The sequence below is a fragment of the Streptomyces lasalocidi genome (genome assembly GCF_005280215.1).
Taxonomy (GTDB): Bacteria; Actinomycetota; Actinomycetes; order Streptomycetales; family Streptomycetaceae; genus Streptomyces; species Streptomyces longwoodensis.
Window position 1 is genome coordinate 5942704 of record NZ_SZNQ01000001.1, and the last position, 26622, is coordinate 5969325.

The 26622-nt window shown below is 74.6% G+C and carries 27 protein-coding genes; 12 read left to right on the top strand and 15 right to left on the bottom strand.

The window, feature by feature from the left end; translation table 11 throughout:
- Positions 1-20 precede the first annotated feature (20 nt).
- The 8 genes from E4U91_RS26765 to zapE all read right to left on the bottom strand — a co-directional run bounded on the left by E4U91_RS26765 (position 21) and on the right by zapE (position 7011).
- Positions 21-227: a hypothetical protein gene (locus tag E4U91_RS26765; RefSeq protein WP_137309187.1), complete on the bottom strand. Its 207-nt coding sequence runs from the start codon at positions 225-227 to the stop codon at positions 21-23.
- A gap of 40 nt (positions 228-267) precedes the next feature.
- Positions 268-1149, bottom strand: coding sequence for a polysaccharide deacetylase family protein (locus E4U91_RS26770; protein WP_174867864.1), 882 nt, complete (start codon positions 1147-1149; stop codon positions 268-270).
- 76 nt (positions 1150-1225) lie between these two features.
- Complete coding sequence (locus E4U91_RS26775; RefSeq protein WP_137309188.1) at positions 1226-2593, bottom strand: alkaline phosphatase PhoX; 1368 nt, start codon at positions 2591-2593, stop codon at positions 1226-1228.
- A 93-nt stretch (positions 2594-2686) separates the two neighbouring features.
- Positions 2687-3478 (bottom strand): slipin family protein, encoded by a 792-nt coding sequence (locus E4U91_RS26780; protein WP_137309189.1) that lies wholly within the window; start codon positions 3476-3478, stop codon positions 2687-2689.
- A gap of 121 nt (positions 3479-3599) precedes the next feature.
- Complete coding sequence (locus E4U91_RS26785; protein ID WP_137309190.1) at positions 3600-5090, bottom strand: SulP family inorganic anion transporter; 1491 nt, start codon at positions 5088-5090, stop codon at positions 3600-3602.
- Entirely contained in the window at positions 5087-5233 is a 147-nt protein-coding gene (locus E4U91_RS38170; RefSeq protein WP_168218160.1) for a hypothetical protein, read from the bottom strand. The genes E4U91_RS26785 and E4U91_RS38170 overlap by 4 nt, the downstream gene beginning before the upstream one ends.
- A 79-nt stretch (positions 5234-5312) precedes the next feature.
- Positions 5313-5723 (bottom strand): hypothetical protein, encoded by a 411-nt coding sequence (locus E4U91_RS26790; RefSeq protein WP_137309191.1) that lies wholly within the window; start codon positions 5721-5723, stop codon positions 5313-5315.
- A gap of 181 nt (positions 5724-5904) precedes the next feature.
- Positions 5905-7011 (bottom strand): cell division protein ZapE, encoded by a 1107-nt coding sequence (gene zapE / locus E4U91_RS26795; RefSeq protein WP_137309192.1) that lies wholly within the window; start codon positions 7009-7011, stop codon positions 5905-5907.
- A 37-nt stretch (positions 7012-7048) separates the two neighbouring features.
- On the opposite strand from zapE, the gene E4U91_RS26800 reads away from it, so the two are divergent.
- The 4 genes from E4U91_RS26800 (at position 7049) to msrB (ending at position 10449) form a co-directional block, all read left to right on the top strand.
- Positions 7049-7861 carry a pyrimidine reductase family protein gene (locus E4U91_RS26800; RefSeq protein ID WP_137309193.1) on the top strand — a complete coding sequence of 271 codons (813 nt, stop codon included), beginning with the start codon at positions 7049-7051 and terminating at the stop codon, positions 7859-7861.
- Positions 7862-8060: 199 nt separating this feature from the next.
- Entirely contained in the window at positions 8061-8516 is a 456-nt protein-coding gene (locus tag E4U91_RS26805) for an indole-3-glycerol phosphate synthase (RefSeq protein WP_137311011.1), read from the top strand.
- A 120-nt stretch (positions 8517-8636) separates the two neighbouring features.
- The gene (gene murC, locus E4U91_RS26810; protein WP_137309194.1) at positions 8637-10028 is read left to right on the top strand and encodes a UDP-N-acetylmuramate--L-alanine ligase; all 1392 of its coding nucleotides are present in this window, start codon (positions 8637-8639) and stop codon (positions 10026-10028) included.
- A 13-nt stretch (positions 10029-10041) separates the two neighbouring features.
- Positions 10042-10449: a peptide-methionine (R)-S-oxide reductase MsrB gene (gene msrB, locus E4U91_RS26815; RefSeq protein WP_137309195.1), complete on the top strand. Its 408-nt coding sequence runs from the start codon at positions 10042-10044 to the stop codon at positions 10447-10449.
- Between the two features lie 30 nt (positions 10450-10479).
- Here msrB and E4U91_RS26820 read toward each other — a convergent pair whose 3' ends face one another.
- From E4U91_RS26820 to E4U91_RS26830, 3 genes are all read right to left on the bottom strand, one after another.
- Positions 10480-11577 (bottom strand): lysylphosphatidylglycerol synthase transmembrane domain-containing protein, encoded by a 1098-nt coding sequence (locus E4U91_RS26820; RefSeq protein WP_391306831.1) that lies wholly within the window; start codon positions 11575-11577, stop codon positions 10480-10482.
- Positions 11578-11829: 252 nt separating this feature from the next.
- On the bottom strand, positions 11830-13269 hold the full coding sequence (locus E4U91_RS26825) for a sensor histidine kinase (RefSeq protein ID WP_137309196.1): 1440 nt from the start codon (positions 13267-13269) through the stop codon (positions 11830-11832).
- Positions 13266-13955 (bottom strand): response regulator transcription factor, encoded by a 690-nt coding sequence (locus E4U91_RS26830; RefSeq protein ID WP_137309197.1) that lies wholly within the window; start codon positions 13953-13955, stop codon positions 13266-13268. The genes E4U91_RS26825 and E4U91_RS26830 overlap by 4 nt, the downstream gene beginning before the upstream one ends.
- 182 nt (positions 13956-14137) lie before the next feature.
- On the opposite strand from E4U91_RS26830, the gene E4U91_RS26835 reads away from it, so the two are divergent.
- The 6 genes from E4U91_RS26835 (at position 14138) to E4U91_RS26860 (ending at position 19374) form a co-directional block, all read left to right on the top strand.
- The gene (locus E4U91_RS26835) at positions 14138-15478 is read left to right on the top strand and encodes a ferredoxin reductase family protein (protein WP_137309198.1); all 1341 of its coding nucleotides are present in this window, start codon (positions 14138-14140) and stop codon (positions 15476-15478) included.
- A gap of 44 nt (positions 15479-15522) precedes the next feature.
- Positions 15523-15930, top strand: coding sequence for an FMN-binding protein (locus E4U91_RS26840; RefSeq protein WP_137309199.1), 408 nt, complete (start codon positions 15523-15525; stop codon positions 15928-15930).
- 1 nt (position 15931) lies between these two features.
- On the top strand, positions 15932-16654 hold the full coding sequence (locus E4U91_RS26845; protein WP_137309200.1) for an FAD:protein FMN transferase: 723 nt from the start codon (positions 15932-15934) through the stop codon (positions 16652-16654).
- Positions 16655-16829: 175 nt separating this feature from the next.
- On the top strand, positions 16830-18005 hold the full coding sequence (locus tag E4U91_RS26850; RefSeq protein WP_168218161.1) for an ABC transporter ATP-binding protein: 1176 nt from the start codon (positions 16830-16832) through the stop codon (positions 18003-18005).
- A complete protein-coding gene (locus E4U91_RS26855; RefSeq protein WP_137309201.1) occupies positions 18002-18709 on the top strand; it encodes an ABC transporter permease in 708 nt (235 codons plus the stop codon). The genes E4U91_RS26850 and E4U91_RS26855 overlap by 4 nt, the downstream gene beginning before the upstream one ends.
- A complete protein-coding gene (locus E4U91_RS26860) occupies positions 18706-19374 on the top strand; it encodes an ABC transporter permease (RefSeq protein WP_137299341.1) in 669 nt (222 codons plus the stop codon). Before E4U91_RS26855 ends, E4U91_RS26860 begins: the two co-directional genes overlap by 4 nt.
- Before the next feature lie 84 nt (positions 19375-19458).
- Here E4U91_RS26860 and E4U91_RS26865 read toward each other — a convergent pair whose 3' ends face one another.
- From E4U91_RS26865 to E4U91_RS26880, 4 genes are read right to left on the bottom strand one after another with little or no spacing between them, the layout of a single operon-like run.
- A complete protein-coding gene (locus E4U91_RS26865; protein ID WP_137309202.1) occupies positions 19459-20061 on the bottom strand; it encodes a GTP-binding protein in 603 nt (200 codons plus the stop codon).
- On the bottom strand, positions 20048-20488 hold the full coding sequence (locus E4U91_RS26870) for a DUF742 domain-containing protein (RefSeq protein WP_137309203.1): 441 nt from the start codon (positions 20486-20488) through the stop codon (positions 20048-20050). The genes E4U91_RS26865 and E4U91_RS26870 overlap by 14 nt, the downstream gene beginning before the upstream one ends.
- A 40-nt stretch (positions 20489-20528) precedes the next feature.
- On the bottom strand, positions 20529-21029 hold the full coding sequence (locus tag E4U91_RS26875; protein ID WP_067229434.1) for a roadblock/LC7 domain-containing protein: 501 nt from the start codon (positions 21027-21029) through the stop codon (positions 20529-20531).
- Positions 21026-23743: a sensor histidine kinase gene (locus E4U91_RS26880; RefSeq protein WP_241678695.1), complete on the bottom strand. Its 2718-nt coding sequence runs from the start codon at positions 23741-23743 to the stop codon at positions 21026-21028. The genes E4U91_RS26875 and E4U91_RS26880 overlap by 4 nt, the downstream gene beginning before the upstream one ends.
- Before the next feature lie 336 nt (positions 23744-24079).
- Here E4U91_RS26880 and E4U91_RS26885 point away from each other — a divergent pair, with 336 nt between their 5' ends.
- Both E4U91_RS26885 and E4U91_RS26890 read left to right on the top strand, forming a co-directional pair.
- Complete coding sequence (locus E4U91_RS26885) at positions 24080-25036, top strand: ABC transporter substrate-binding protein (protein WP_137309204.1); 957 nt, start codon at positions 24080-24082, stop codon at positions 25034-25036.
- A 21-nt stretch (positions 25037-25057) separates the two neighbouring features.
- On the top strand, positions 25058-26578 hold the full coding sequence (locus E4U91_RS26890) for an aromatic amino acid lyase (RefSeq protein ID WP_137309205.1): 1521 nt from the start codon (positions 25058-25060) through the stop codon (positions 26576-26578).
- The last annotated feature ends 44 nt before the right edge of the window (positions 26579-26622 follow it).

Genomic DNA, 26622 nt, shown 5'->3' on the forward strand with positions numbered 1-26622 from the left:
CGCCGGCGGCCTCGCGCAGGTCAGCCCGAGCAGGCGGTGCGCTGCGCCTCCTGCCACTCGCACACCGGGCACAGCGTGATGCCCTTGTACGACTCCGGGTACTCCGTCGGCTCCCGGCACAGCACGCACTCCGCGTACGGCGGGCCGTCCGCCTTCGGCGGCCGGGTGGCGTCGATCAGGCAGTACGTCTCGTCGGTGCCGCCGGTGCCGTCCTTCTCGTCGCTCATGGCTCCAGCGTAGGACGGCCACGCAACCGGCCGGGCGCGCTCAGCGGCGGGCGCCCGCGGTGCCGATCAGCTCGGAGACCTTCACGAAGCGGTAGCCGCGCCGGCGCAGCTCGGGCACCACCGAGCGGACCACGCGCTCCGTGGTGGGCGCGGCGCTGCGGGTGCAGTGCATGACCACCACGGACCCCGGCCGCACCCCGTCGAGCACCTGCCGGGCCACCGCGTCCGCGTCCGTCGCGAAGGCGTCGCCGCTGACCACGTCCCACTGCACGGCCGTGACGCCGGTGCCGCTGACCGCGCGCAGCGCCCGCTGGTCGTAACAGCCGCCGGGGAAGCGGAAGTACGGCATGGCGTCGGTGATCCCGGCGGCCCGGAACGCCGTGTACGCCCGCTCCACGTCGGCGCGCATCCGGTCCTCGGGGACGGTCGGCAGGCCGTAGCAGTCGGCGGTGAAGGCGTAGTGGCTGTAGGAGTGGTTGGCGACCTCGAAGAGCGGGTCGTGGCCGAGCGCGCGGGCCTGGTCGGGGTACTGCTCCGCCCACCGGCCGGTCATGAACACGGTCGACGGCACCTTGAGCGTGCGCAGCGCCTGGATCAGGCCGGGGTTGTCGAAGTGCTCCCCGGCGGCGGCGCGCGGGCCCTGGTCGGCGGTCATGTCGGCGTCGAAGGTGAGCGCGACCGTCCGGCCCGCGGTGCGGGGCGCGTGCGCGAACACGGGCGTGAGCCCCGCCGGTCCCGGCGCCAGCGTGGGCGGCCGGGACGGCGCGGGCGGGGCGGGCGGCGCCGAGGAGGCCCGGGCGGGGCTCGGCGCGTGCGGTGCGGGGGCGGCGCCGGGCCCCGGGGCGGTGCCGCAGGCGGCGAGGGCGGCGCCGAGGGCGCAGAGTGCGGTGAGCACCGTGAGACGGCGTACGGGAACGATCACCGCATGACCATACGAGTGTGATCGTCGTACCGGTGTGACCGTCCGGGCGCCCCTCCGCGGGCGTCACCCCCGTGGCTCAGCCGTGCCAGGGGCCCGTCACGGCGAACGTGGTGCCGGGTGTGTAGCAGTTGACGAACATCGTGCGTCCGTCGGGGGAGAAGGTGACCCCGGCGAACTCGCCCCACTCCGGCTGCTCGGCGGTGCCGATGTTCTGGGCGTTGCGGGCCATCGCGTAGACCTCGCCGTGACGGGTGACGCCGAAGACGTGCTGGGCGCCGTTGCCGTCCTCGCAGACCATCAGGCCGCCGCTGGGGGCGAGGCAGATGTTGTCGGGGGACTCGCCGGGCAGCCGCACGTCCGTGTCGGGGCCGAAGACCACCACCAGGGTGAGGCGGTGGTGGTCGGGGTCGTAGCGCCAGATCTGGCCGAAGTGGTCCGCGGCCGAGCCGTCGGCACCCCGCGCGAACGACGACACGAAGTACACCGAGCGGCCGCCCCAGTAGCAGCCCTCCAGCTTCTGCGCGTGCGTGATGCCGCGCGGCCCGAAGTCCTGGAGGCGCACGGGCGTGCCCTGGGCGAGGGGGTCGGGCACGTCGACCCACTCGACGCGGTCGAAGGTGGTTCCGGTCTCCTGGATCGAGGACAGGTCGGGCACGTCCGGCACGCGCAGGGCCTGGAGCCGCCCGCCGGCCCGCAGCGAGCCGAGGCCGCCGAGCGGCTTCTCGGGCAGGAAGCGGTAGAACAGGCCGAACGGCTTCAGGAACGCGTCCTCCGTCTCGTAGACGACGCCCCGGCGCGGGTCCACGGCGATCGCCTCGTGCTGGAAGCGGCCCATCGCGGTCAGCGGGACGGCGCCGGAGCGGTGCGGGTCGGCGCCGTCGACCTCGAAGACGAAGCCGTGGTCCTTGGTGTAGCCGTTGGTGCCGGCCCGGTCCTCGGTCTCCTCGCAGCTCAGCCAGGTGCCCCAGGGCGTGGGCCCGCCCGCGCAGTTGACGGCCGTGCCGGCCAGGGCGACCCGCTCCGACACCACCTCGCCCCGGGCGTCCAGGGCCAGCGCGGTACAGCCGCCCTTGCCGGCGGGGTCGTAGGTCAGGCCGTCGATCACGGGGACGGGCACCCGGGCGTCGACGCGGTTCTCGTGGTTGCGGACCAGATGAACGCGGCCGTGGCGGCCGGCGAAGGCGGCCATGCCGTCGTGGTGCGAGGGGACCGGGCCCTCGCCGGAGCGCAGCGGGTCGCCCTCGCGGGACAGGACCCGGTAGCGGAATCCTTTCGGCAGGTCGAGCAGGCCGTTCGGGTCGGGGACCAGGGGACCGTAGCCGGTGCGTCCGAGGGGCTGCGCGGCGGCGGTGCCCGCGAAGAGCTCGGCGAGGGCCCCGCCGAACACGATGCCGGCTCCCACGGCACCGGTGCGGGCGAGCAGTTGACGACGGGTCGCGGACATACGGGGACAACCTTCCTGCTGGCGGACAGGGACGGTGATCCCGCTGTGTCTACCACCCGGAGAGCGCCCCGGGAACCAGGCCCGGCGCCCGTGTCACGGCCCGACGGGCGGTGGAGGAGGCGGCTGCTGCTGGGCCTTCTCCAGGAACCGCAGCAGCTCCACCGGGAAGGGCAGGACGAGGGTGGAGTTCTTCTCGGCGGCCACCGCGGTGATCGTCTGGAGCAGTCGCAGTTGCAGCGCGGCCGGCTGGTCCGACATCTCCTTGGCGGCGTCGGCGAGCTTCTTGGACGCCTGGAGCTCGGCGTCGGCGTTGATGATCCGGGCCCGGCGCTCACGGTCGGCCTCGGCCTGGCGGGCCATGGACCGCTTCATCGACTCCGGCAGCGACACGTCCTTGATCTCGACCCGGTCGATCTGCACGCCCCAGCCGATCGCCGGGCTGTCGATCATCAGCTCCAGGCCCTCGTTGAGCTTCTCCCGGTTGGACAGCAGGTCGTCCAGTTCGCTCTTGCCGATGATGGACCGCAGCGAGGTCTGCGCCATCTGCGAGACCGCGAAGCGGTAGTCCTCGACGTTCACGATCGCCGCCGCCGCGTCGACGACCCGGAAGTACACCACCGCGTCCACCCGCACGGTGACGTTGTCGCGGGTGATGCCCTCCTGCGCGGGGATCGGCATCGTCACGATCTGCAGGTTGACCTTGCGCAGCCGGTCCACCGCGGGGACCACCGTGGTGAAGCCCGGTGAGCGCACGTCGCCGACGACGCGGCCCAGCCGGAACACCACCCCGCGCTCGTACTGCTTGATCACCCGGGCGCCCGCCAGGAGGTACGCGACCCCGCCGGCGCCGACCGCGACGGCCGCCGTCACCAGTTCCTGGAGCATGACGACCTCCTTCACCCGAGGTCCCGAGGTCTGGATGCCTGCTATGCCACGATATGCCCCGCCTCCGGTCCGGGGCCACGCCCCCCTGCCCGGACCGGACGGCGGGCGCGGCCCCGGTCGCTCAGCGCAGGGCGGTTATCCGGACCGGCTCCGTGCCGGCGGCGCTGTGCCGCTCGGCCCAGTTCTCCAGCGCCGTGCGGCAGGCGTGGTCGAGGTGGTGCAGGCCGGACAGGTCCAGCTCGACGGGACGGTCCTGGGGCAGGGCCTCCAGGCTGTCGAGGATCCTCGGCAGCCGCAGGAAGGTGGCGTTGCCCGCCAGGTGCGCCCGGATCGGGCCGGCGCCCTTGTCGACGACCTCCAGCTTCACGGCCGAGGCCTCCCAGGCGGTCTTGACCACGGACAGGGCCAGACCGATGAGCACGCCCTCGAACATGTTGACCGCGACGATCGACACCGCCGTGACCACCAGGATCAGCGCCTCACCGCGGTGCCGCCGCCACAGCGCGGCCACGCCGCGGAACGGGATCAGCTTCCAGCCCGCGTGGACCAGGACGCCGGCCAGCGCGGGCAGCGGGATCAGCGCCAGCGCGGACGGCAGCAGCGCCGCGAACAGCAGCAGCCACGCGCCGTGCAGGACCCGGGACGCCTTGGTGCGGGCGCCCGCCTGGACGTTGGCGGAGCTGCGCACGATCACCGCGGTCATGGGCAGCGCGCCGAGCACGCCGCACACCGCGTTGCCCGCGCCCTGCGCCATCAGCTCCTTGTCGTACGCGGTGCGCGGACCGGTGTGCAGCCGGTCCACGGCCGCCGCGCTGAACAGGCTCTCCGCGGAGGCGATCAGGGTGAAGGCGAGAATCGTGCCGAGGAGCCCGGGGTCGGCCAGCCCGCCGAAGGCGTCGGCGCCGGGCGGCTGGACGGCGGACAGCAGGCCGCCCACCTCGACCGTCGCGACGGGCAGGCCGAGCGCGAGCACCGCGAGCGTCGCCAGGACGACCGCGGCGAGCGCGCCCGGCACGGCCCGGGCCCGCGCCGGGAGCCTGCGCCAGGCCACCATCACCACGACGGTGCCCGCGCCCACCGCCAGCGAGGCGAGCGCCCCGGTGCTGCCGACGGCGTCCACCGTGGCCCCGGGCAGCCCCAGGATCTTGTCGAGGCCCGAGGCGGGGGCCTTCAGGCCGGCCGCCGCGTACAACTGGCCCGCGATGATGACCAGTCCGATGCCGGCCAGCATGCCCTCGACGACCGAGACGGATATCGCCCGGAACCAGCGCCCCCACTTCAGGGCGCCCATGAGCAGCTGGAGCAGTCCGGTGGCCAGTACGACCACGCCGAGCGCGGGCAGCCCGAAGCGGTCGACCGCCTCGAAGACCAGCACGGTCAGACCGGCGGCGGGCCCGGAGACCTGCAGGCTGCTGCCGGGCAGCAGGCCGGTGACCAGGCCGCCCACGATGCCGGTGACCAGGCCGAGTTCGGCCGGTACACCGGAGGCGACGGCGACGCCCACGCACAGCGGGAGCGCGACGAGGAACACGACGAGCGAGGCGGCGAGGTCCTGGCGCAGGTGCGGGAACCTCGGCGGCGGGGAGGACCCGGGGGTCGCGGCGCGCCTCACCGGGCGTCCGCGATCGGTGCGGGGAGGGCCAGGGGGCCGGGGGAGGTGGTGCGGGGGGCGCCGGGGGACGAGCCTCCGGCGGGGCGGGCGAACTCCTCAGGGCGGTGTCCGGACGAACGGGCGGGGTCGATGAGGGGTTGCATGATGATTCCTCCTGGCGCGCCGTGGGGGGGCGCGTCGGACGTGCAGGACAGGTGGGGAAGGCGCTGTTCTGCGTCCCTCTCAGCAGCGGAAGACCTGCAGGGCCGCCGGGGAGTGGCCCGCCGGGGATCTCGACGGGCGGTGGGCCGCCCCGGCCGTGGACGGCGGGAGCGGGACGGTGTCGAGCTGGGCCGTCCGCGCGCGCTCGGCACCCTGGGGCGCGGAGCCGGCGGCCACGGCCCGCGCGCGGTCGCGGGTGCGCAGGGGAGCGGAGGGTGCCCCGGGCCGGTCGCAGTCGCGGTGGGTGAGGCGCTCGTCGCGCGCCGCGGCGGCGGAGGGAGCGATTCCGGCCCCGGTCCTGGCCTCGGTGTGACCTGAGGTGTGCGCGGGTGCGAACGGTGGTGCGGACGTGCCGGACGCGACGAAGGGGAGGGCGAGCAGGAGGACGGTGAGCAGTCCGGCCGCGATCCGGGCCGTCGCACGTCGGACCATGCGCCCCCCTCCCGCGGTTCCTGCTTCTGGCGCACACCAAAGAATGGTCAACGGCTGGTCAAGAACCACGGTAGCGGCGCCAGCCCCTTTGCGGGGCGAACTCCGTGTCACGGGCCCGACTGCGCCCGAAAAACGGGGGGTCGTGGCGCGATCGGGCCGGGCGCCGGGCCCGGACGGCCGGTCAGGCGGGGGCGGTCAGCCGCTGCCCGTCGCGGGCCAGGGCGGTGAGGCGGGATATCGCGCGGAAGTACTTCTTGCGGTAGCCGCCGTTCAGCATCTCCTCGCTGAACAGCCGGTCGAACGGCAGCCCGGAGGCCAGCACCGGCACCTCGCGGTCGTAGAGCCGGTCGGCCAGCACCACCAGGCGCAGCGCCGTCGACTGGTCGGGCACCGGGCGGACGTCCGTCAGGCACACCGCCCGCAGGCCGTCGGTCAGCGCGCCGTACCGGCTCGGGTGGACCTTGGCCAGGTGCTCCAGGAGGTGCGTGAAGTCGTCCAGCGAGGCGCCCTCGGTGGCGTGCGCCGCCCTGGTGACGGCCTCGTCGGAGCAGGGCGCCGGGGCCTCGGGCAGCCCGCGGTGGCGGTAGTCCTCGCCGTCGATGCGCAGGGTGCGGAAGTGCGCGGACAGCCCCTGGATCTCGCGCAGGAAGTCGACCGCCGCGAAGCGGCCCTCGCCGAGCTTGCCGGGCAGGGTGTTGGAGGTGGCGGCGAGCGCGACGCCCGCCTCGACCAGCTTGCCGAGCAGCGTGGAGACCAGCACGGTGTCGCCCGGGTCGTCCAGCTCGAACTCGTCGATGCACAGCAGGCGGTGGCCGGAGAGCGTGCGCACGGTCTGCTGGAAGCCCAGCGCGCCCACCAGGTTGGTCAGCTCCACGAAGGTGCCGAACGCCTTCAGGGACGGGTCCGCCGGGGTGGCGTGCCACAGTGAGGCGAGCAGGTGGGTCTTGCCGACGCCGTAGCCGCCGTCCAGGTAGACCCCGCGCGGGCCGGCCGGGGCCTTGGGCGCCCGGGAGCGGCCGAAGCCGAACAGGCCCCGCTTGGCCCCGCCGACGGCGTGCGCCCCGCCGAGCCCGCCCGCGAACTCCTCCAGCACCCGCACCGCCTCGCTCTGGCTCGGCCGGCCCGGGTCGGGGACGTACGTGTCGAAGCGCACCGAGTCGAAGCGCGGCGGCGGCACCATCTCGGCGACCAGCCGGTCGGCGGGCACGTGCGGCTCGCGGGCGCACAGGGACAGCGGGGCGGCCCCGGCGCGGGGGCCGAGGTCGGGGGCGGGGGTGGAGGACGACACGGTTCCCCAGCTTAAGGGGCGTGCCAGACTGCCCGGCATGCGACGCCTGTTCCCTGTGACCGACCAGACAGCGCCGACGGCACCCGGTGGGAGCTCCGAGGGGGGTGGGGAGACCGGATCCCGCGAGTGGAGCCTCGACGAGATCGCGGACGCCTACGCCTACCCCGAGCCCGCGCCCGGTGGGCCGCGGCCGTACCTGCGCGCCAACATGGTCTCCACGCTCGACGGGGCCGCCCAGCACGAGGGCCGCTCGCACCCCATCTCCCACGCCACCGACATGCGGATCTTCGGGACCCTCAGGGCGCTCGCGGACGTCGTGGTGGTCGGTGCGGAAACGGTCCGTCAGGAGGGCTACCGGCCCGCCCGCGTGCGGGCGGAGTTCGCCGCGCGGCGCCAGGCCGCGGGCCAGACGCCCGCGCCCGCGATCGCCGTGGTCACGGCGAGCCTGGACCTGGACTTCTCGCTCCCGCTGTTCACCTCGCCGACGGTGCCGACGCTGGTGCTGACCGGCGCCGCGGCCGCGCCGGACCGCGTGGCGGCGGCCGAGAAGGCGGGCGCGCGCGTGGTGACCGCCGGGGACGGCGTCGGGGTGGACCCGGTCCGTGCCGTGCGGGCGCTGGCCGAGCTGGGCCACACCCGGCTGCTGACCGAGGGCGGGCCCCGGCTGCTGGGCCAGCTGGTCGTCGCCGAGGTGCTGGACGAGCTGTGCCTGACCGTCTCGCCGATGCTCACCGCCGGTGCGGCGCAGCGGATCGCGGGCGGGCCGGCGGTGCCCGTCCCGCACCGGTTCGCGCTGGTCTCCCTGCTGGAGGAGGAGGGATTCCTCTTCAGCAGGTACCGGAGGGCGTGAGGCGGGTATCCGAGGGTCCGCGGCAGGCACCGGGCCCACCGCACGACACCCGGGGGCTCCGAAACGGCGGAATCATCCGCTCCGTTTCGTCCCGGGTGGGCAGACTAGGACGGCATCCCCGTGCGGGCACGGGGAAGGATGGTTTCCGCAGGGCCGCTCGGGCCCAGGAGAAGGGGCGCTGGTGTTCACAAGCGTGTTGATGATCGAGAAGGCCTTGACGTCCGCCGACGTGGAGTTCGTCACCACCTTGCACGGCGACGAGGCGGTCTCCTTCCACGTGCTGCTCCAGCCGCGCGGCGAGCAGGCCGACCGGCTGCTGCGGGCCATCGACGACGTCGCCCTCGGCGAACTCGACGAAGCCGTGCGCGAGGGGCAGACCCCGGAGGGCGAGGAGGCGCTGAGCGTCGGGGAGCGGGCCCTGGAGGTCTCCCTCACCGCGCTGCGCACCGCGGGCAGCGCCGCCGAGGGCAGACTCGTCGAGGAGCACCCGCTGGACGCCCTCAAGGGGGTGGTCCAGGAGGTCGGCGCCGACGAGGTGATCGTGCTGACCGACCCGCACTACGTGGAGGAGTTCTTCCACCGCGACTGGGCCTCCCGCGCCCGCCACAAGGTCGGCGTGCCGGTCCTCAAGCTGTTCTCGCACAGCAAGGCGTAGTCGTCGCCGCCGGCCGCGGGACCCGTGGGCGGCGGGGGGACCGCGGTGCCGGTGGCGGGGGCCCGCAGGCAATAGGGTGGGGGCCGCACTCGTCGTACCGCAGCCCCTGGAGATGAACGCATGGCCCCCGGCATCCCCTCCCCCTTCGACCGACCGCACTTCATCGGCATCGGCGGGGCCGGGATGTCCGGGATCGCCAAGATCCTGGCGCAGCGCGGCGCCCGGGTGGCCGGCAGCGACGCGAAGGAGTCGGCCACCGCCGACGCCCTGCGCTCCTTCGGCGCCACCGTGCACATCGGGCACGCCGCCGGGCACCTCGCCGACGACGCGACCTGCGTCGTCGTGTCGTCGGCCATCCGCCAGGACAATCCGGAGCTGGTCCGCGCGGCCGAGCTGGGCATCCCCGTGGTGCACCGCTCCGACGCCCTCGCCGCCCTCATGGAGGGCCGCCGCGCCATCGCCGTCGCCGGCACCCATGGCAAGACCACCACCACCTCGATGCTCGCCGTGTCCCTGTCCGAGCTGGGCCTGGACCCCTCGTACGCGATCGGCGGCGACCTCGACGCCCCCGGCTCCAACGCCCTGCACGGCGACGGAGAGATCTTCGTCGCCGAGGCGGACGAGTCCGACCGCAGCTTCCACACGTACCGCCCCGAGGTCGCGATCGTCCTCAACGTGGAGCTCGACCACCACGCCAACTACGCGTCGATGGACGAGATCTACGAGTCCTTCGAGACCTTCGCCGACAAGATCGTGCCGGGCGGCACCCTGGTGGTCTGCGCCGACCACCCGGGCGCCCGCGAGCTGACCCGCCGGGTCCGGCGCGAGGGCCTGACCGTGGTGACGTACGGCGAGGCCGAGGACGCCGACGTGCGGGTGCGCTCGATCGTCGCGCAGGGCCTCAGGAGCGAGGTCACCGTCGTGCTGGACGGCCGGGAGACCGTCTTCACCGTGTCGGTGCCCGGCCGCCACTACGCGCTCAACGCGGTCGCCGCCCTCACCGCGGGCGTCGCGCTCGGCGTGCCCGCGACCGACCTCGCGCCCGCGCTGGCCGCCTACACGGGCGTCAAGCGCCGCCTCCAGCTCAAGGGCGAGGCGGCCGGGGTGCAGGTCGTCGACTCCTACGCCCACCACCCCACCGAGATGACGGCCGACCTGGAGGCGATGCGCGCCGCGGCCGCGGACGCCCGCATCCTCGTCCTCTTCCAGCCCCACCTGTTCTCCCGCACCCAGGAGCTCGCCACGGAGATGGGGCAGTCCCTCGCGCTGGCGGACGCCTCCGTGGTCCTCGACATCTACCCCGCGCGCGAGGACCCGGTCCCGGGTGTCACCAGCGACCTCATCATCGACGCCGCCCGGGCGGCCGGCGCGGACGTCACGGCCGTCCACGACAAGGACGGGGCCCCCGCGGTGATCGCGGGAATGGCCAAGCCCGGTGATCTCGTTCTCACCATGGGCGCGGGCGACGTCACCGACCTCGGCCCGCGCATCCTGGAACAGCTGTCGAAGTGAGGGGCTGAGGCTCATGTCGTACGACGTCGAGAAGCCGGACGAGCAGTGGCGGGCGGAGCTGGACCCGGCCGAGTACGCCGTGCTCCGGCAGGCGGCGACGGAGCCCGCCTTCACCGGTGAGTACACCGACACCAAGACCCGGGGCGTCTACTCCTGTCGGGCCTGCGGCGCCGAACTGTTCACCTCCGAGACCAAGTTCGAGTCGCACTGCGGCTGGCCGTCCTTCTACGACCCCAAGGACACCGACGCCGTGGAGCTGATCGAGGACCGCTCCCACGGCATGGTCCGCACCGAGGTCCGCTGCGCGCGGTGCGGTTCGCACCTCGGGCACGTCTTCGAGGGCGAGGGCTACCCCACGCCCACGGACCAGCGGTACTGCATCAACAGCATCTCGCTGCGGCTGGCCCCCGCCGAGGGCTGAGCCACCGCACCGGGAGGCGCGCGGCGTCCGTCACAGCGCCTCCCGCTGCACCATCGCCGACATCACCAGCATCCCCGGCGCCAGGAACAGCCAGACCGTCAGGACGCGGTAGCCGAGGACCGTGGCCGTGGCCAGCGACAGCGGCGTGCCGTAGCCGGCCAGGGTGAGCACCAGGGCCGCGTCGACCGGGCCGATGCCGCCCGGCGCCGGGACCGCGCCCGCCGCCGTGGTCGCGGCCAGGTACGCGAACACCAGCTGCGGCCAGGACAGCGGCAGGTCCAGCGCGGTGCCGACCGAGGCCACCACGCTCGCCTGGACCAGCGGCGCCGCGACCGCCCCGCCCCACAGCGGCAGGAACCGGCCGGGGCGGGTGTGCAGTTCCCGCACCCCCGTCAAGGCGGTGCGCAGACAGTCGAGCGCCGGGCCGCGCAGCGGCCGCACCACCGCGAGGACCAGGGTGGCCGCCGCCGGGGCCAGCAGCACGCCCGCCACCGCCACGAGCAGGGTCCGCCCGTCGGGCAGCAGCGCCCCGGGGCGCACCGCGCTCGGCGCGGCCAGCAGGAAGACCAGCACCACCGGCGTCTTGGCGATCGCCCTGACCAGCGAGTACAGGGCCAGCGACGCGCTCGCGCGGGGCAGCGGGACACCCTGCTTCTGCAGGAACCGCAGCGTCACCGCGTGCGCCCCGATGCTCGCCGGCAGGACGTGGTTGGCGGCGCCCGCGGCGAACTGCGAGGCGACCAGCAGGCCCGGCGGCAGACGGTCGGGGACGGCGCCCTGCCGGATGCACGCGGCGACCACACAGCCGAGGAAGGTGAAGCCCGCCCCGGCCAGCAGCCACCACGGGTCGGCGCCGGCGAGGCGGGTGACCCCGTCGTACACGGCCTGCCGGTCGACGGCCGCCCAGACGCCGAGGAGCAGCAGCGGCAGCAAGGTCATCGCGTGGCGGGCGTGCCGGGCGGCGGCCGGGGGCAGCGGGCCCGGGCGGCGCAGGGACAGGACGGGAAGCGGCGCGGCGGGGAGCGCGGAGGGCGGGCCCGCGGCGGCGGGGAGCGCGGTGGCGAGGACCGGCGCGGCGGGTGGCGCGGCGGCGGGCGGGGTGGCGTCGTCGAGCGGCAGCAGGGACACGGCGCACGTCGTCCTTTCGCGCCACGACCGTGCCGGGCGGGCCGGCCGGGGCGGCGGATCGGCGGGGCCTCGGGGGCCCTCTGCGGGGAGGGGACGGGGGAGGCGTTCCCCTCCGGTGTGACGGTGCGGTGTCCGGGAACGGACGCACTGCGGGCGGAGGGGCGACTGCGGTGCTGTCGGGGGCGGAGGACGTCGGGGGAGTTCTGCCCCGCGCGAGGGGTGGTCATCCCGAGGGCTCCGGTGCGCCCGGGTTCAGCGCAGCGGCAGGGTCAGGACGAAGGCCGCCGCGTCCGGCTCGTCGGCCAGGGCGAGGGTGCCGCCGTGCGCCTCGGCCAGGGAGCGGGCGACGGACAGGCCCAGGCCGCTGCCGCCGCGGTCGCGGCTGCGGGCCTTGTCGACGCGGTAGAAGCGGTCGAACACCCGGGACCGGTCGGCGGCCGGGATGCCGGGACCCCGGTCGGCGACCCGGACCAGCGCCCTGCCGCCGGCGACGGACACCGCCACCGACACCGGCGTGCCCGGCGGGGTGTGCACGGCCGCGTTGGTCAGCAGGTTGTCCAGCACCTGGCGCACGCGCTGCGGGTCCAGCCGCAGCGGCAGGCGCGCCGGACCCGGCGCCACCGTCAGCGCACGGCCCGGGTGGCTCGCGCGGAACGCGTCCGCCGCCTGCCCCACCAGCTCCACCAGGTCCGCGTCCCGCATGCGCAGCGGCGCCTCCACCTCCGCCGCGTCCAGCCGGGCGAGCAGCAGCAGGTCGTCGAGGAGGACGCCCATCCGGGCCGCCTCGGCGCGCAGCCGGGCCAGGTGGCGTTCGCGTTCGGCGGGCTCGTTGGCCGCCGCGTACTGGAAGAGGTCGGCGTAGCCGCGCACCGACATCAGCGGCGTGCGCAGTTCGTGCGAGGCGTCCGCGACGAACCGGCGCAGCCGCTGCTCGGCCTCCGCGCGCACCGCCAGGGAGTCGTCGATGTGCTCCAGCATGGTGTTGAACGCCGTGCGCAGCTCCTCCACCTCCGGGGCGCCGCCCGGCCGGTCCGCGCGCAGCGGCAGCCGCGCCTCGGACTCGGTGAGGTCGTGCGAGGCGATGCCGTGCGCGGTGTGCGCCATGTCGCTCAGCGGTTTCAGGCCCCGGCGCAGCAGCGCCCGGCCGCACACCACCAGGGCCAGCAGGGCGAGCCCGAAGGCGACGACCTGGACGGTGACCAGCCGGCGCACGGTGTCCTGGAGGCCGTCCATCGGCGCGGCGCTCACCAGCACCACCCCGGGCTCCACCTCGCAGGCGCGCAACCGGTACGCCCCGCCCCCGGCGAGGTCGGCGGTGCGCAGCAGCTCCGTGCCGGCGGCGGCCTGCGCCCCGGCCAGCGCGGTGAGGGGTGCCACGTCCCGGGGCAGGTCGGTGGGCTCCTCCGGCGTGCGCAGCGCGGGCGTCCCGGCCGCGCCCACGTCGTAGACGGCGTAGTACCAGCGGTAGTACTTCTTGCCCTGGAGCGTGCCGTGCTCCGCGATGCTCTTGGACTGCCCGAGCTGGGCGAGGCGCAGCTGGTCGTCGAGCTGCGCGGCGAGGTAGCCGCGCATGGACGTCGTCAGGGCCGTGCCCACCACCGCGAACACCACCAGCGACAGCGCCCCGAGGCCGAGCGCCAGCCGGGTGCCGAGCCGCAGCCCGCGGTACGCCCGCCGCAGCCGGGAGATCACCGCGGGGCCTGCCGCACCACGTACCCGAAGCCGCGCACGGTGTGGATCAGGGGCGCGCCCGTCGCGTCCAGCTTGCGGCGCAGCCGGCTGACGACCAGCTCCACCACGTTGGACCGGCCGCCGAAGCCGTACTCCCAGACGTGGTCGAGGATCTGGGCCTTGGTGAGCACGGCCGGCGACCTGCGCATCAGGTAGCGCAGCACCTCGTACTCGGTCGGGGTGAGCGTCAGCAGGGCGTCGCCGCGGCGGACCTCGCGGGTGTCCTCGTCCATCGTCAGGTCCGCCACCCGCAGCACCGAGCGCGGTGAGCCGGGTCCCGCGGTCCGGCGCAGCACCGTGCGCAGCCGGGCCATCAGCTCCTCCACCGCGAACGGCTTCACCAGGTAGTCGTCCCCGCCCCGGGTCAGCCCCGCCACCCGGTCGGCGACGCCGTCCCGCGCGGTCAGGAACACCACCGGCACCATCGTCCCGGACCGGCGCAGCCGGTCCAGCACCCCGAAGCCGTCCAGGTCGGGCAGCATCAGGTCGAGCACCACGATGTCCGGCCGGAACGCGGCGGCGCGGCTCAGCGCCTCCTCGCCCGAGTGCGCCGTGACCGCCTCCCAGCCCTCGTACCGGGCGACCGTCGCCACCAGGTCGGCGATCGGCGGGTCGTCGTCCACGACGAGCAGTCGTACCTTCTCCACCCGCCCATACTGCGTCACCCCCGTGCCCCGGTCGGCCCCGCGTCCGGCCCCGGGCCCGGATCGATATGCTCTTGAAAGTTGTACGACAGGAAATCGACAGCGACGGTCGGCCAGGCTCGGTGTTCCGAGGACCCGATCACGGGATTCCCGTCGCAGGGTTCCCGATCAAGGAGTTTCCGTCCGTGACGACCGTCCAGTCACCCCCCACGCCCGCCACGGCCGTCCGTCCCCGCGTCGTGGCCCGCACCGGTCTGTACGCGCTGCTCGCCGCGAACGTCGCCGCCGTCACCTTCTTCGCCGCCGACGCCGGCCTCGGCTCCGGCGTGCTCGTCGTCCTCGGCCGGTTCGCCGGCCTGTACGGCGCCCTGCTCATGGCCTTCCAGCTGCTGCTGGTCGCCCGGCTGCCCTGGCTCGACCGCCGCATCGGCATGGACCGGCTGACCCGGTGGCACCGCTGGACCGGCTTCGGCCTGCTGTGGACCCTGGTCGGCCACGTCGTGTTCATCACCTCCGGCTACGCCACCCTGGCCGGCTCGACCGACCCGCTCGGCCGGCTCGTCGACCTGGCCGAGACCGCCGAGGGCGTGCTGCGGGCCGTCGTCGCGCTCGGTCTGGTCCTGGTCCTCGGCGCCGTCTCCGCCCGCTGGGCCCGGCGCCGACTCGCCTACGAGACCTGGCACTTCATCCACCTCTACGCCTACGTCGCCGTCGTGCTGGCCTTCACCCACCAGATCGCCCTCGGCACCACGTTCACCGCGTCGTCCGCCGCGACGGCGTACTGGTACACCGTGTGGGGCGTGGCCCTCGGCGCGGTCCTGTTCGGCCGCCTCGGGCTGCCGCTGTGGCGCAACCTGCGCCACCGGCTGCGCGTCGAGGCCGTCGTCCCCGAGTCCGACGACGTGGTCTCCGTGTACGTCACCGGCCGCGCCCTCGACCGGCTGCCCGCGCGGGCCGGACAGTTCTTCCTGTGGCGGTTCCTCACCCGCGACCGCTGGTGGCAGGCCAACCCGTTCTCCCTGTCGGCCGCCCCCGACGGCACCCGGCTGCGGCTGACCGTCAAGGCCGCGGGCGACGGCTCCGCCGCGCTGCGTCATCTCAGGCCCGGTACCCGGGTGTTCGCCGAGGGCCCCTACGGCGCCTTCACCGCCCTGCACCGCACCCGGCCCGACGCCGTGCTCATCGCGGGCGGCGTCGGCGTCACCCCCGTCCGCGCGCTGCTGGAGGAACTGCACGGCCACGCCGTGGTGATCCACCGGGTCACCGCCGAGCGCGACGCCGTGCTCCACGCCGAACTGCGCGACCTGGCCCGCGACAAGGGCGCCGACGTGCATCTGGTCACCGGGCCCCCGGTGCCCGACCGGCTGTCCGCGCGCGACCTGGCGGGCCTGGTGCCGGACATCGCCGATCGCGACGTCTACCTGTGCGGGCCGCCGCCGATGATGCGGGCCGTCCTCGCCACCCTGCGCGAACTGGGCGTGCCCGGGCGGCAGATCCACTTCGAGCGGTTCAGCCTGGCGGGCTGACCGGGCGCGGGACCCGACATACCACCGGAAGCGAAGGAGACACCGTGAAGCGAGCACTTCCCGTCCTGGTCCTGTCGGCCGCCGCGCTGGTGCCCCTGTGGCGGTACGAGCCGTCGACGGGCACCTCGTCGAGCGGCGCGGGCGGGGCGGCGGCCCCGGCCGGCACCCCCACGGCCGCCGCCTCCACCGCGTCGACCGTCGTCGCGGGCTCCACCGTGCCCACGGAGAAGGGCGACGTACAGGTGCGGGTCACGTTCGAGGGCGACCGGATCACCGCCGTCACCATGCTCCGGGCACCGGACCACCCGCAGACGACGGATGCCGTGCCGAAGCTCGTCGCGGAGACGCTGCGGGCCCAGAGCGCCGACATCGACACGGTGTCCGGGGCCACGGTCACCAGCGACGGCTACAAGGAGTCGCTCCAGGCGGCCCTCGACGCACGGGGCGCGTGAGGTGCGCCGGGTCGAGCACGTCATGGGCTTCCCGGTGTCGCTGCGCGTCGACGACCCGGACGTCCCGGACGGCCCGGCGGACGCCGTCTTCGCGTGGCTGCGCGAGGTCGACCGGCGGTTCAGCCCGTTCCGCGAGGACAGCGAGGTGTCCCGGTACGGGCGGGGCGAGCTGCCGGCCGGCGCCCTGAGCGCGGACCTCGCCGAAGTGCTCGCCCTGGGCGAGGAGTTCCGCCGCGCCACCGGCGGCGCCTTCGACGTGCGGCTGCCCGGCCGGGGCCTCGACCCGTGCGCCGTGGTCAAGGGCTGGTCGGTGCAGCGGGCCGCCGAGCTGCTGACCGGCGCCGGACTGCGCCGGTTCTGCCTCAACGCCGGGGGAGACGTGGCCGTTTCCGGCGGGCCGTGGCGGGTCGGCGTACGGCACCCCGGGCACGCCGACCGGCTGTGCGCCGTGCTGGAGGTGAGCGACGGGGGCGTCGCGACCTCCGCGCGCTACGAGCGCGGCGACCACATCCTCGACGGGCGCACCGGGCTGCCCGCGACCGGCCTGGACAGCCTGACCGTCGTCGCGCCGACGCTCACCGAGGCGGACGCGGTCGCCACGGCCGCCTTCGCGCTGGGCGAGGAGGGCGTCGCCTGGGCGGCCGCGCGGGAGGGGTGCGAGGTGTTCGCCGTCCTGCCCGGGGGCCGGGTGCTGCGCACGCCCGGGGTGCCGGTGGCGGCCTGAAGCCCCCGGTGCCGTGCCGTCTCATCGGGGCGGTCCGGCCGGTGAGACGGTCACCCGCCGGTCGCACAGGCGTCCGGATCCCGCCCCCCTCGCGGTCTAGACTCTCCCCGCAACGGCCCGTCCGCGCGCGGCGCAGCGGGCACCTACGTGCCAGACCCGAAGGGTGTTCGGCGTTTTGATACGGATAGATTCAGTCACCAAGCGGTATCCGGACGGCACGGTTGCGGTCGACCGGCTCTCCCTGGAGATACCCGACCGGTCCATCACCGTCCTCGTCGGCCCCTCCGGATGCGGCAAGACGACCACCCTGCGGATGATCAACCGGATGGTCGAGCCGACCGAGGGCACGATCCTCCTCGACGGCGAGGACGTGACGCAGCAGCCGGTCAACACCCTGCGCCGCTCGATGGGTTACGTCATCCAGAACGCCGGGCTCTTCCAGCACCGCACCATCCTCGACAACATCGCCACCGTGCCCCGCCTGCTCGGCTGGGGCAAGGACCGGGCGCGCGGACGGGCCCGGGAGCTGATGGAGCGGGTCGGCCTCGACGCCGCCCTCGCCAAGCGCTACCCCTACCAGCTCTCCGGCGGCCAGCAGCAGCGCGTCGGCGTGGCCCGCGCCCTCGCCGCCGACCCGCCCGTGCTGCTGATGGACGAGCCGTTCTCCGCCGTCGACCCGGTGGTGCGCAAGGGCCTCCAGGACGAACTCCTGCGCATCCAGGCCGAGCTGGGCAAGACCATCGTCTTCGTCACGCACGACATCGACGAGGCCGTCAAGCTCGGCACCATGGTGGCCGTCCTGCGCACCGGCGGCCGGCTCGCCCAGTACGCCCCGCCCGCCGAACTGCTGTCGGCGCCCGCGGACGCGTTCGTGGAGGACTTCCTCGGCGCCGACCGCGGCATCCGCCGCCTCTCCTTCTTCCCGGCCACCGACCTGGCGCTGCTCACCACGCCGGTCGTGGCCGTCGACGCCACCGCCGAGCAGATCGCCGCCCGGGCCACGGGCGAGACCCCCTACCTCCTGGTCACCGACCTCGACGGCAGGCCGCTCGGCTGGAGCGAGCCGCACGGGCTGACCGCCGGGAGCATCGATCCCGGCCGACTGCTGTCCCACGGACGGCCGTTCGTGCCCGGCACCGACTCGCTGCGCGCCGCGCTCGACTGCGCGGTGCTGTCGCCCACCGGCTGGGCGGTCGCCGTCGGCGTCGACGGCCGGGTCACCGGCGTGGTCTCCCAGCAGACCATCGCCGAGGCCATCCGCGGGGCCCACGCGGCCGTCCCCGCCGACGCCCCCGCAGCGGCGAAGGGACTCACCAAGGGCGCGCCCACGGACGCGAAGGTCGCCGGATGAGCGGCTTCTTCGACATCCCCAGCGACCTCCAGCACAGCTGGCTCGGCCTGGTCGGACTGCACCTGCGCGAGGCCCTGCTGCCCGTGCTCGCCGGACTGCTGGTCTCGCTGCCGTTGGCCCAGCTGTGCGTGCGCCTGCGCTGGCTGTACCCGCCGGTGCTGTGGGTGACGACCGTGCTCTACGCGATCCCGTCGCTGGCGTTCTTCGTGCTGCTCATCGACTACACCGGCCAGACCGAGCTCACGGTGATGATCCCGCTCACCGTCTACAGCCTCGTCGTGCTGGTCCCGGCGATCGTCGACGGCGTGCGCTCGGTGCCGCAGGAGACGCTCGCCGCCGCCACCGCCATGGGCTTCGGACCCGTCCGCCGGTACTTCCAGGTCCAGTTGCCGATCGCGGTGCCGGCCGTCATCGCCGGGCTGCGGGTGGCGACCGTGTCCAGCATCAGCCTCGTCTCCGTCGGCGCGCTCATCGGCAACCAGGGCGCGCTCGGCAACCTCATCAACGACGCCAACATCTACAACCGGCCCGAGCTCGCGGTGAACGCCGTGCTCAGCATGGCCGCCCTGGCGATCCTCGCCGACGTCCTGCTGGTCGCCGTACGCCTGCTGCTCACTCCGTGGATGCCCCGCGCGGGACGCCGCAGGCCGGCGGCGGACGTGCCCGACCCGGCCACCGCAGCCCTGGAGGACGCAGTCCGGTGAACCTGCTGCACTTCATCAACGCCTTCTTCGGCGACGGCGCTCACTGGCACGGCTACAACGGCATCCCCACCCGGGTCGGGGAGCACGTCGGCTACACCCTCCAGGCGCTCGCCATCGCCGCCCTCATCGCCCTCCCGGTCGGCCTGGTCACCGGTCACTACGGGCGCGGCGGCAACGTGCTCGCCATGATCGCGGTCGCGGGGCGGGCGCTGCCCACCTTCGGCCTGCTGGTGCTGATGACCCTGCTGGTGGGCTTCGGCATGGTGAACGTGATGACGCCGCTGGTCGTCCTCGCCGTCCCGCCGATCCTGGTCACCACCTACGAGGCGATGCGCTCCGTGGACCCCTCGCCGGTGGACGCGGCCCGCGGGATGGGCATGAGCGAGGCCGGGGTGCTCTTCCAGGTCGAACTGCCCGCGGCGCTCCCGCTGATCCTCGGCGGCCTGCGCTCGGGCGCCATCCAGATCGTCTCCACGGCCACCATCGCCGCGTACGTCAGCCTCGGCGGCCTCGGCCGCTACATCGTGGACGGCCTCTACCAGCGCGACTACGAGAAGGTCGTGGGCGGCGCCACCCTGGTCGCCGGGCTGGCCCTCGTCACGCTGGCCGTGTTCTGGGCGCTCGGCCGCTTCGCGGTCTCGCGCGGGGTGCGGCAGCGCGCGTAGGGCGCGCACGGAGCACGCAACGGTCCGGTTGCCCGCGGGCGGCCGGACCGTACTCGTTGTAGGTGAGTGTGCGTTGACGGGCCGTCAGCTCTCGGCGCGGTGCAGAGCCTGTTCCAGGACGACCAGCAACGCGTCGCGCACGGAGCCGCGTTCGCGGGCGTCGAAGACCAGCAGCGGGACCCCGTCGGCGACGTCGAGCGCCCAGCGGACCTCGTCCAGGTCGTGCTCCACCTTCCCGTCGAAGGCGTTGACCGCGACGGCGAACGGGATCTGCTTGTGCTCGAAGTAGTCGACGGCCGCGTAGCAGTCGTCCAGCCGCCGGGTGTCGACGATGACCAGCCCGCCGACCGCGCCCTCGACGATGTCGTCCCACATGAAGCCGAACCGTTCCTGCCCGGGCGTGCCGAACAGGTACAGCTTCAGCGTCGGGTCGATGGTGAGGCACCCGAAGTCCATCGCCACCGTGGTCGTCGTCTTGCTCGGCGTGTGGGACAGGTCGTCGACGCCGGCCGCCACCTCGGTGATGGCCGCCTCGGTGGTCAGCGGCTCGATCTCGGAGATGGAGCCGACGGCGGTGGTCTTGCCCACGCCGAAGCCGCCCGCGACGACCAGTTTCACCGGCAGCGGCGGCCGTACGGCCGCCTGCGCGGCCGGGGCCCCGGCGGTGCTCGGGTCAGTCGGTCTCACGGAGTACCCCTCGGGAGTCGGGGATGGCCCGCAGGCCATCGATAACCCTGCGCAGGACGGAGGCGTCGTGCGTGACGCCCGAGTCGGGCACGTGCACCGACAACTGCCCCTCGGCGCGCAGGTCCTCGGCGAGGACCCGCACCACGTTCAGGTGCAGCCGCAGCCGGGACGCGATCTCCGCGAGGGACTGCGGGACCCGGCAGGCGGCGACGATGTCGTGCTGCTCGAAGGAGAGCCGGCCGAGCGCCTCGAGCCCGGCGGTCGTGGCCACCACCTGGGTCTCCACGGGCATCGGCCGGTCGGTCGTGGCCCGGCCCGCGCCCGCCACCCGGCCGGCGGTGACCAGGAAGGGTCGTACGGCGGGGACGGGGCCGACCGGGGTGGCGCCGTCCCCGCCGGCGCCGCGCGGTGTGCGGCCTTCCGCCATCGGTGGTCCTCTTCCTGTTGCTCGGGGAGCCGGTGGCCGCTCAGCGCAGTCTGCCGCGGGGCCTGCTGCGGCTCCTGCCCGCGTCGACGGTGTTCTTCAGCTCCAGCACCAGCTGCGGGCTGAGCGCGGCGCCCGCGCGGTTGGCGAAGACCGTCATCTCGTAGGCGATGTTGCCGAGCTTGGCCTCCTTGTCGGTGACCACGCCGAGCACGGCGCCGCTGCCGATGGCGGACACCAGGACGTGGCCGCCCTCCAGGTCGATGATGACCTTGTTGAGGCCACCCAGGCCGTAGTTGCCGGAGGCGCCGGCCGCGAGGCTGGTGATGCCGGAGACGATCGCGGCCAGTCGCTCGGAGTCGGCGTGCTCGCGCAGCTCCGACACGGCGATCAGCAGACCGTCGGAGGAGACGGCGATGGCGTCCACGACACCCGCCGTCTCGGTGGCGAAGCGGTTGAGCAGCCAGGTGAAGTCGGCTGCGGCGGCCCGCAGGTCGGTCGGCGTGGCGTCGCCCGTCGGGGTGTCACCTGTCGACGTGCTCACTGCTCGGCTCCTTCCGGAAGGTGCTGCTGGTGCTCGGGGTTCCGGGCGTGGGTCGGGGGTCGGTCGTCGGCGGTCCGCTCCCCGGCCGGGCGGTCGTCGTCGTCCGCCGCGGGGGTGTCGGGGTGGGAGCCGGCGCGGTGCGTCGGACCGGCGGGGTCCGCGGGGTGCGCGGGCGGGGGGCCCGCGTCCGTGGCGGGGCGGTCCGCGCCGGGGGTGTCGTCGTCGCGGGGGTCGTCGGACGCGGCCGCCGCGGCCCGTACGGCGTCGAGGGGGATCTCTGCGGTGTCGCGGCGGGCGCGTTCCACCGCGGCCTCGAACTCCTCCAGCGCGTCCCGGACGGCCTCCGCGTCGGCCGGGCCCGGGGTGCGCAGCGCGGCCTGCTGGGCGGCCGCCTCGGCCGTCGTGCGCAGGGTCGCCCCGCGCACCCGGCGCCGCAGCGGGCGGGGTCCGTCACCGGACGGCAGCGGCTGCTCGCCGCGGGCCCGCGGGATGAGCGGGGCGCCGCCCTCGGCCGCCGCGGGCTCCCTGCGGGGCGCACGGCGGGGCAGCGGCCCCGCGCTCTCGGGGGCCGGGGCGGAGGGGGTGGGGCCGGTGGGGGCCGTGGACGGGGCGGGCGCGGGGGAGGGGGAGGCCGTGGACCGGGCGGGCGTCGCTGCCGGGGCGACCGTGGACACCGCCGCCGGCTCGGCCTCGGCGGCGCCGTTCGCCGTCGCCGTCGCCGGGGCGGCCGGGGCGACCGTCGTGCTCAGGGTCAGCAGCAGGCTCGACGGGATGGCCACCTCCGCCGTCACGCCGCCGCCCGGGGTGCGGGTGAGGGTGACGTCGACGTCCCAGCGGCGGGCCAGCGCGCCCACCACGAACAGGCCGAGCACCTTGGTCGGGACGACGTCGAGGCGCTCGCGGCGCACCAGCCGGGCGTTCTCCTCGGCGAGGCGCTCGGCGCTCATGCCGAGGCCGTGGTCGGCGACGCTGATGTACGCGCCCTCCCGACCGGAGCCGACCGTCACCTCGACCGGGCTGCCGGCGGGCGAGAACGACACCGCGTTCTCCAGGAGTTCGGCCACCATCAGCGTCAGGTCGCCGATGATGTCGGGCTCGACCATGACCTCGGTCCCGGCGTGCAGCTGGACCCGCTGGTAGCCCTCGATCTGGCCGAGCGCGGCGCGCACCACGTTGGTGAGCGCGGTCGGGCCGGCGTCCAGGACCGTCTCGCGGATGCCGGCCAGCAGCATCAGGCTGTCGGCGTTGCGGCGCAGGCGGACCGCGATGTGGTCGATGGAGTAGAGCCGTTCGAGCAGCGCCGGGTCGGTCTCGCCGCGCTCCACCGCGTCGATCAACGCGAGCTGACGCGTCGTCAGGTTGCTGACGCGGCGTCCGACGTTGCCGAACATCTCCGCGACGTTGCGCCGGCTGAGCACCTGGCGCTCCAGCAGTGCGGCCGCGGTGGTCTGCACGTTGTTGAAGGCTTCGGCGAGTTCACCGATCTCGTCGTCCGCGGTGACCGGCAGCTCGCGCAGCCGGGGCGGTCCGCTCTCCTCGGCGTCGTCGTCGGCGACCCGCGCGAGTTCGCGCCCGGCGACGTCGGCGACCTCCTGGGCGGCGCCGGTGAGGGCGAGCACGGGCCGGATCACCGAGCGGCGCACCAGCGCCGAGAACGCGATCCACACCGCGAAGCCCAGCAGCGCCAGGGTCAGCAGCAGCGCCGCGCGCCACTCGGCGTCGTCGGCCGACTGCTCGGCCCGGTCGGCGATCCGGTCGATGAGCGAGCCGGTCACCTCCAGCCGGTTCTGGGCCTGCTGCTGGTAGTCGCCGTAGGAGGCGAGGGCGTCGCGCAGCGCCGTGCGGATCTGGCGGTCGGACTCGGCCTGCAGGGAGCTGGGGTCGACGGCGAGTTCGGCGTAGTGCCGGTCGATGACGGCCTGGGCGGCGTTGTGCTCGATGCCGCCGAGCCGGTCGGCCTGCTCCTCGCCGGCGAACCGGGCGAACCGCTCGGCCTGGTAGGTGTACAGCTCGTGGGCGCCGACCGCGCCGGTGAACTCGATCAGCGCGTTGGTGTCCCCGGTGCGCGCCGAGAACACGCCGGTCTCGTAGGCGCCGTGCGCGGCGTCGGCGCGCAGCAGCGAGTCGAGCAGGTTGCCGGTGAAGGTGGTGGCCAGCGCGGAGTTGCGGTCCAGGCCCAGGCCGTCGATGAGCGCTTGGGCGGCACCGTCGTAGGCGGGGTCGATGTTGTCGGCGGGCAGGTAGCCCTGCTCGATGGTGTCCCGCAGGCCGGCCAGGCCCTCGATCCCGCGCAGCGCCTGCGCCTCGGTGCCGGGCAGCCGGTCGCCGAAGGTGTCGCGGACCGTGCGCACCTGGCTGTCGACGCTCGCCTGCGCCACCCGGTAGGGCTCGGAGGAGGGGGTGCCGCCGTCGAACGACGCCTCGTGGCGCACCGACAGCAGGATGGCCTGCTGGTGCTCGGCCTCCACCAGGGAGACCAGCCGGGCCACCTGCGCGCTGTCGCGCACCAGCCGGGACGCGTCCTCGGCGCGGCTCGACTCCTGCACCAGGTCGGCGATCAGGTACGCGAGGAGCACCGCGATCACCGCGAGCGGCACCCCGACGAGCACGTTGAGCTTGCGCTGGAAGGGCCACCGGTCGGCGAAGCCCCGCAGACCCCGGCGAGCGGAAGGGGCGTCCGACCGGGCTGGCGCGTCCACTTCGTTCGTGGACACCGGGCCTCCTTCATGGGGTGCGGCACCGCGCGCGGCGCACGCTCGTGACCGGTTGTGATGGACTGCTGATCGATGTGCCTGCCCTGCGGTCCCCGCACACCGCTGTGACCTACGCCAACTCCCGGGAGACTATCGCCTCTTCGAACACACCCGCACAGGGCCGACGTCAAGAATCAATTACGAAGCACCACCGGGGCCGGGCGGCTCCTCCACCCCGTGAAGACGAAGTGAATCGTTAACACGGTTTCCCTTGACTGACCGAGAAGCGGCTGGATTGGATCGAGACCTGCGCGTTTCATCACCCCCCATCGCACCCAAGAGCTCGGAAACGGACACGTGACTTCCAACGCCCACAGCAGCAGGTTCCTCCGCAGACGTCCCGGCGCGGCGGCCGTCGCGCTCGCCGCGGCCACGGTCCTGCTGGCCGGTTGCAGCTCCTCCGACGACTCGGACGACCCGCTCGACGGAGGCAAGGCGGACGGCAGCTCGGTCGTCGTCGGCTCCAACAACTTCGCCGAGAGCATCCTCCTCGCGGACATCTACGGCGAGGCCCTGAAGGCCAAGGGCATCAAGGTCTCCTACAAGCCGAACATCGGCAGCCGCGAGACCACCTACGGCCTGCTCAAGAACGGTTCCATCACCGTCCTGCCGGAGTACAACGGCTCGCTGCTCGCCTACCTCGACGCCAAGGCCGAACAGACCTCGCTCCAGGGCGTGAACGCGGCCGTCAAGGCCAAGCTCGACGCCAAGCTGACGCTGCTGGAGTCCTCCCCGGCCGAGGACAAGGACTCGGTCACGGTCAACGCCCAGACCGCCAAGAAGTACAACCTGACCTCCTCCTCGACGCTGGCCGACCTCAAGGACGCCGCGCCCGAGCTGGTCCTCGGCGGCTCGCCCGAGTTCCAGACCCGCCAGCAGGGCATGCTGGGCCTGGAGTCCGTGTACGGCCTGAAGTTCAAGTCGTTCAAGGCGCTCGACGCCGGCGGCCCGCTCACCCAGGCCGCGCTGAAGAAGAACACCGTGCAGGCCGCGGACGTCTTCACCACGGACCCGACCATCACCAAGGAGAAGTTCGTCGTCCTCCAGGACCCGAAGAACCTCTTCGGCTTCGCGAACGTGACCCCGCTGGTCTACAAGAGCGGTCTGTCCCAGGAGGGCGTCGCCGCGCTCGACGCGGTCTCCGCCAAGCTCGACACCAAGACCCTGCTCGACCTGGACTCCCAGGTGCAGCTGGAGAACAAGGACCCGCTGGACGTCGCCAAGGCGTGGCTGAAGACGGCCGGCCTGGACTGACCCTCCCGCGCGCAGCCCCACGTGGACACCACGGCGAACGGACCGACCCGGGTGCCCCCGCACGACGGCGGGGGCACCCGGGTCGTCCTGGACGGAACCACCCTCACGGCCGGCGACCTGGTCGCGCTCGCCGACGGCACCGCCGTGCCCGCGGTGGCGCCCGGGGCCCGCGCCCGCGCCGTGCGCTCCTGGCGCGCCGCCCAGCGGCTCGCCGCCACCGGCCGCCTCTACGGCCGCGGCACCGGCGTCGGCGCCCAGCGCTCGGTGTCGGTCGCCCCGGACGACGAGGCGGCCCACGGCCTGCGCCTGCTGCGCAGCCACGCCGGGGGCGCCGGCGACCTGCTGCCCGCCCGGCAGGTCCGCGCCCTGCTCGCCGTGCGCGCCAACCAGCTCCTGGCCGGCGGCTCCGGCATCCAGCCCGCCTTCGTCGACGCCCTCACCGACGCGCTGCGCCTCGGTGTCCACCCGGCGGTCAACGAGTACGGCGGGGTCGGCACCGGCGACCTCACCGCCCTCGCCCAGACCGGACTCACCCTCATCGGGGAACGCCCCTGGCTGGACACGCGGCGGGAGCACCCGGCCGACCTGCCCCCGGACGGCCTGCCGGCACCGGTCACCCTGCGGCCGGGCGACGCGCTGGCCCTGCTCAGCAGCAACGCGCTCGCCCTCGGGCAGGCCGCGCTCGCCTGGCACGACCTCGACGTCCTGCTCCGGGCCACCCACGCGGTGGCCGCCCTGTCCCTGGCCGCGGTGTCGGGCTCGCCCGAGGCCTACGCCGCCCCCGTGCACGCCCTGCGCCCCTATCCCGGCGCCGCCCGCGCCGCCGCCGAGGTGCGCCGGCTGCTCGGCCTGCCCGAGCGGCCGTCCGGCCCCGGCCGGCGCATCCAGGACCCGTTCGGCTTCCGGGCCTTCCCCCAGGCGCACGGCTGCGCCCTGGACGCCGCCGACCGGCTGCGCACGGTGGTCGAGGTCGAGATCAACTGCCCCACGGAGAACCCCCTGGTGGCACCCGACGGCTCCGGTGCCTACCACCACGGCGGCTTCTTCGCCGCGCCCCTCGCCCTCGCGCTCGACGGGCTCGACCTGGCGCTCCTGCAGACCGCGCAGCTCTCCGCCGCCCGGCTGACCGCGCTCGGCGACCCCGGGCTGACCGGGCTGACGCCGTTCCTCGCCGTCGGGCCGGCCGGCAGCTCCGGCACGATGATCCTGGAGTACGCCGCCCACTCGGCGCTGGCGGAGCTGCGGGCGAGCGCCGACCCCGCCTCCGCCGGGCACGCCGTGCTCTCCCGGGGACTGGAGGAGGCCGCCAGCTTCGCCGGCCAGGCCGCCCGCCAGACCCTGCGCGCGACCCGGGCCTACGCCACCGTCCTGGCCTGCGAACTCGTCGCCGCCGTCCGGGCGTTGCGCCTGCACCCGGTACCCCCGCCGGTCCCCGCCTTCACCCTGGCGGCGGCCGCACTCCCCGCGGGCACCGACGACCGCCCCCTGACGGGCGACGTCACGACCGCCACGGAACTGCTGCCCGCGCTGGCGGAGTTGTAGCGGGCGGCTGTCGGCGGACGCCGGGGTGGGCGGGGCGTGCTTGC

Coding starts and splice junctions, on each gene's coding strand:
- E4U91_RS26765 (WP_137309187.1), bottom strand. CDS start 227: ATGAGCGACGAGAAGGACGGCACCGGCGGCACCGACGAGACGTACTGC.
- E4U91_RS26775 (WP_137309188.1), bottom strand. CDS start 2,593: ATGTCCGCGACCCGTCGTCAACTGCTCGCCCGCACCGGTGCCGTGGGA.
- E4U91_RS26780 (WP_137309189.1), bottom strand. CDS start 3,478: ATGCTCCAGGAACTGGTGACGGCGGCCGTCGCGGTCGGCGCCGGCGGG.
- E4U91_RS38170 (WP_168218160.1), bottom strand. CDS start 5,233: ATGCAACCCCTCATCGACCCCGCCCGTTCGTCCGGACACCGCCCTGAG.
- E4U91_RS26790 (WP_137309191.1), bottom strand. CDS start 5,723: ATGGTCCGACGTGCGACGGCCCGGATCGCGGCCGGACTGCTCACCGTC.
- E4U91_RS26800 (WP_137309193.1), top strand. CDS start 7,049: ATGCGACGCCTGTTCCCTGTGACCGACCAGACAGCGCCGACGGCACCC.
- E4U91_RS26805 (WP_137311011.1), top strand. CDS start 8,061: ATGATCGAGAAGGCCTTGACGTCCGCCGACGTGGAGTTCGTCACCACC.
- murC (WP_137309194.1), top strand. CDS start 8,637: ATGGCCCCCGGCATCCCCTCCCCCTTCGACCGACCGCACTTCATCGGC.
- msrB (WP_137309195.1), top strand. CDS start 10,042: ATGTCGTACGACGTCGAGAAGCCGGACGAGCAGTGGCGGGCGGAGCTG.
- E4U91_RS26855 (WP_137309201.1), top strand. CDS start 18,002: ATGAGCGGCTTCTTCGACATCCCCAGCGACCTCCAGCACAGCTGGCTC.
- E4U91_RS26870 (WP_137309203.1), bottom strand. CDS start 20,488: ATGGCGGAAGGCCGCACACCGCGCGGCGCCGGCGGGGACGGCGCCACC.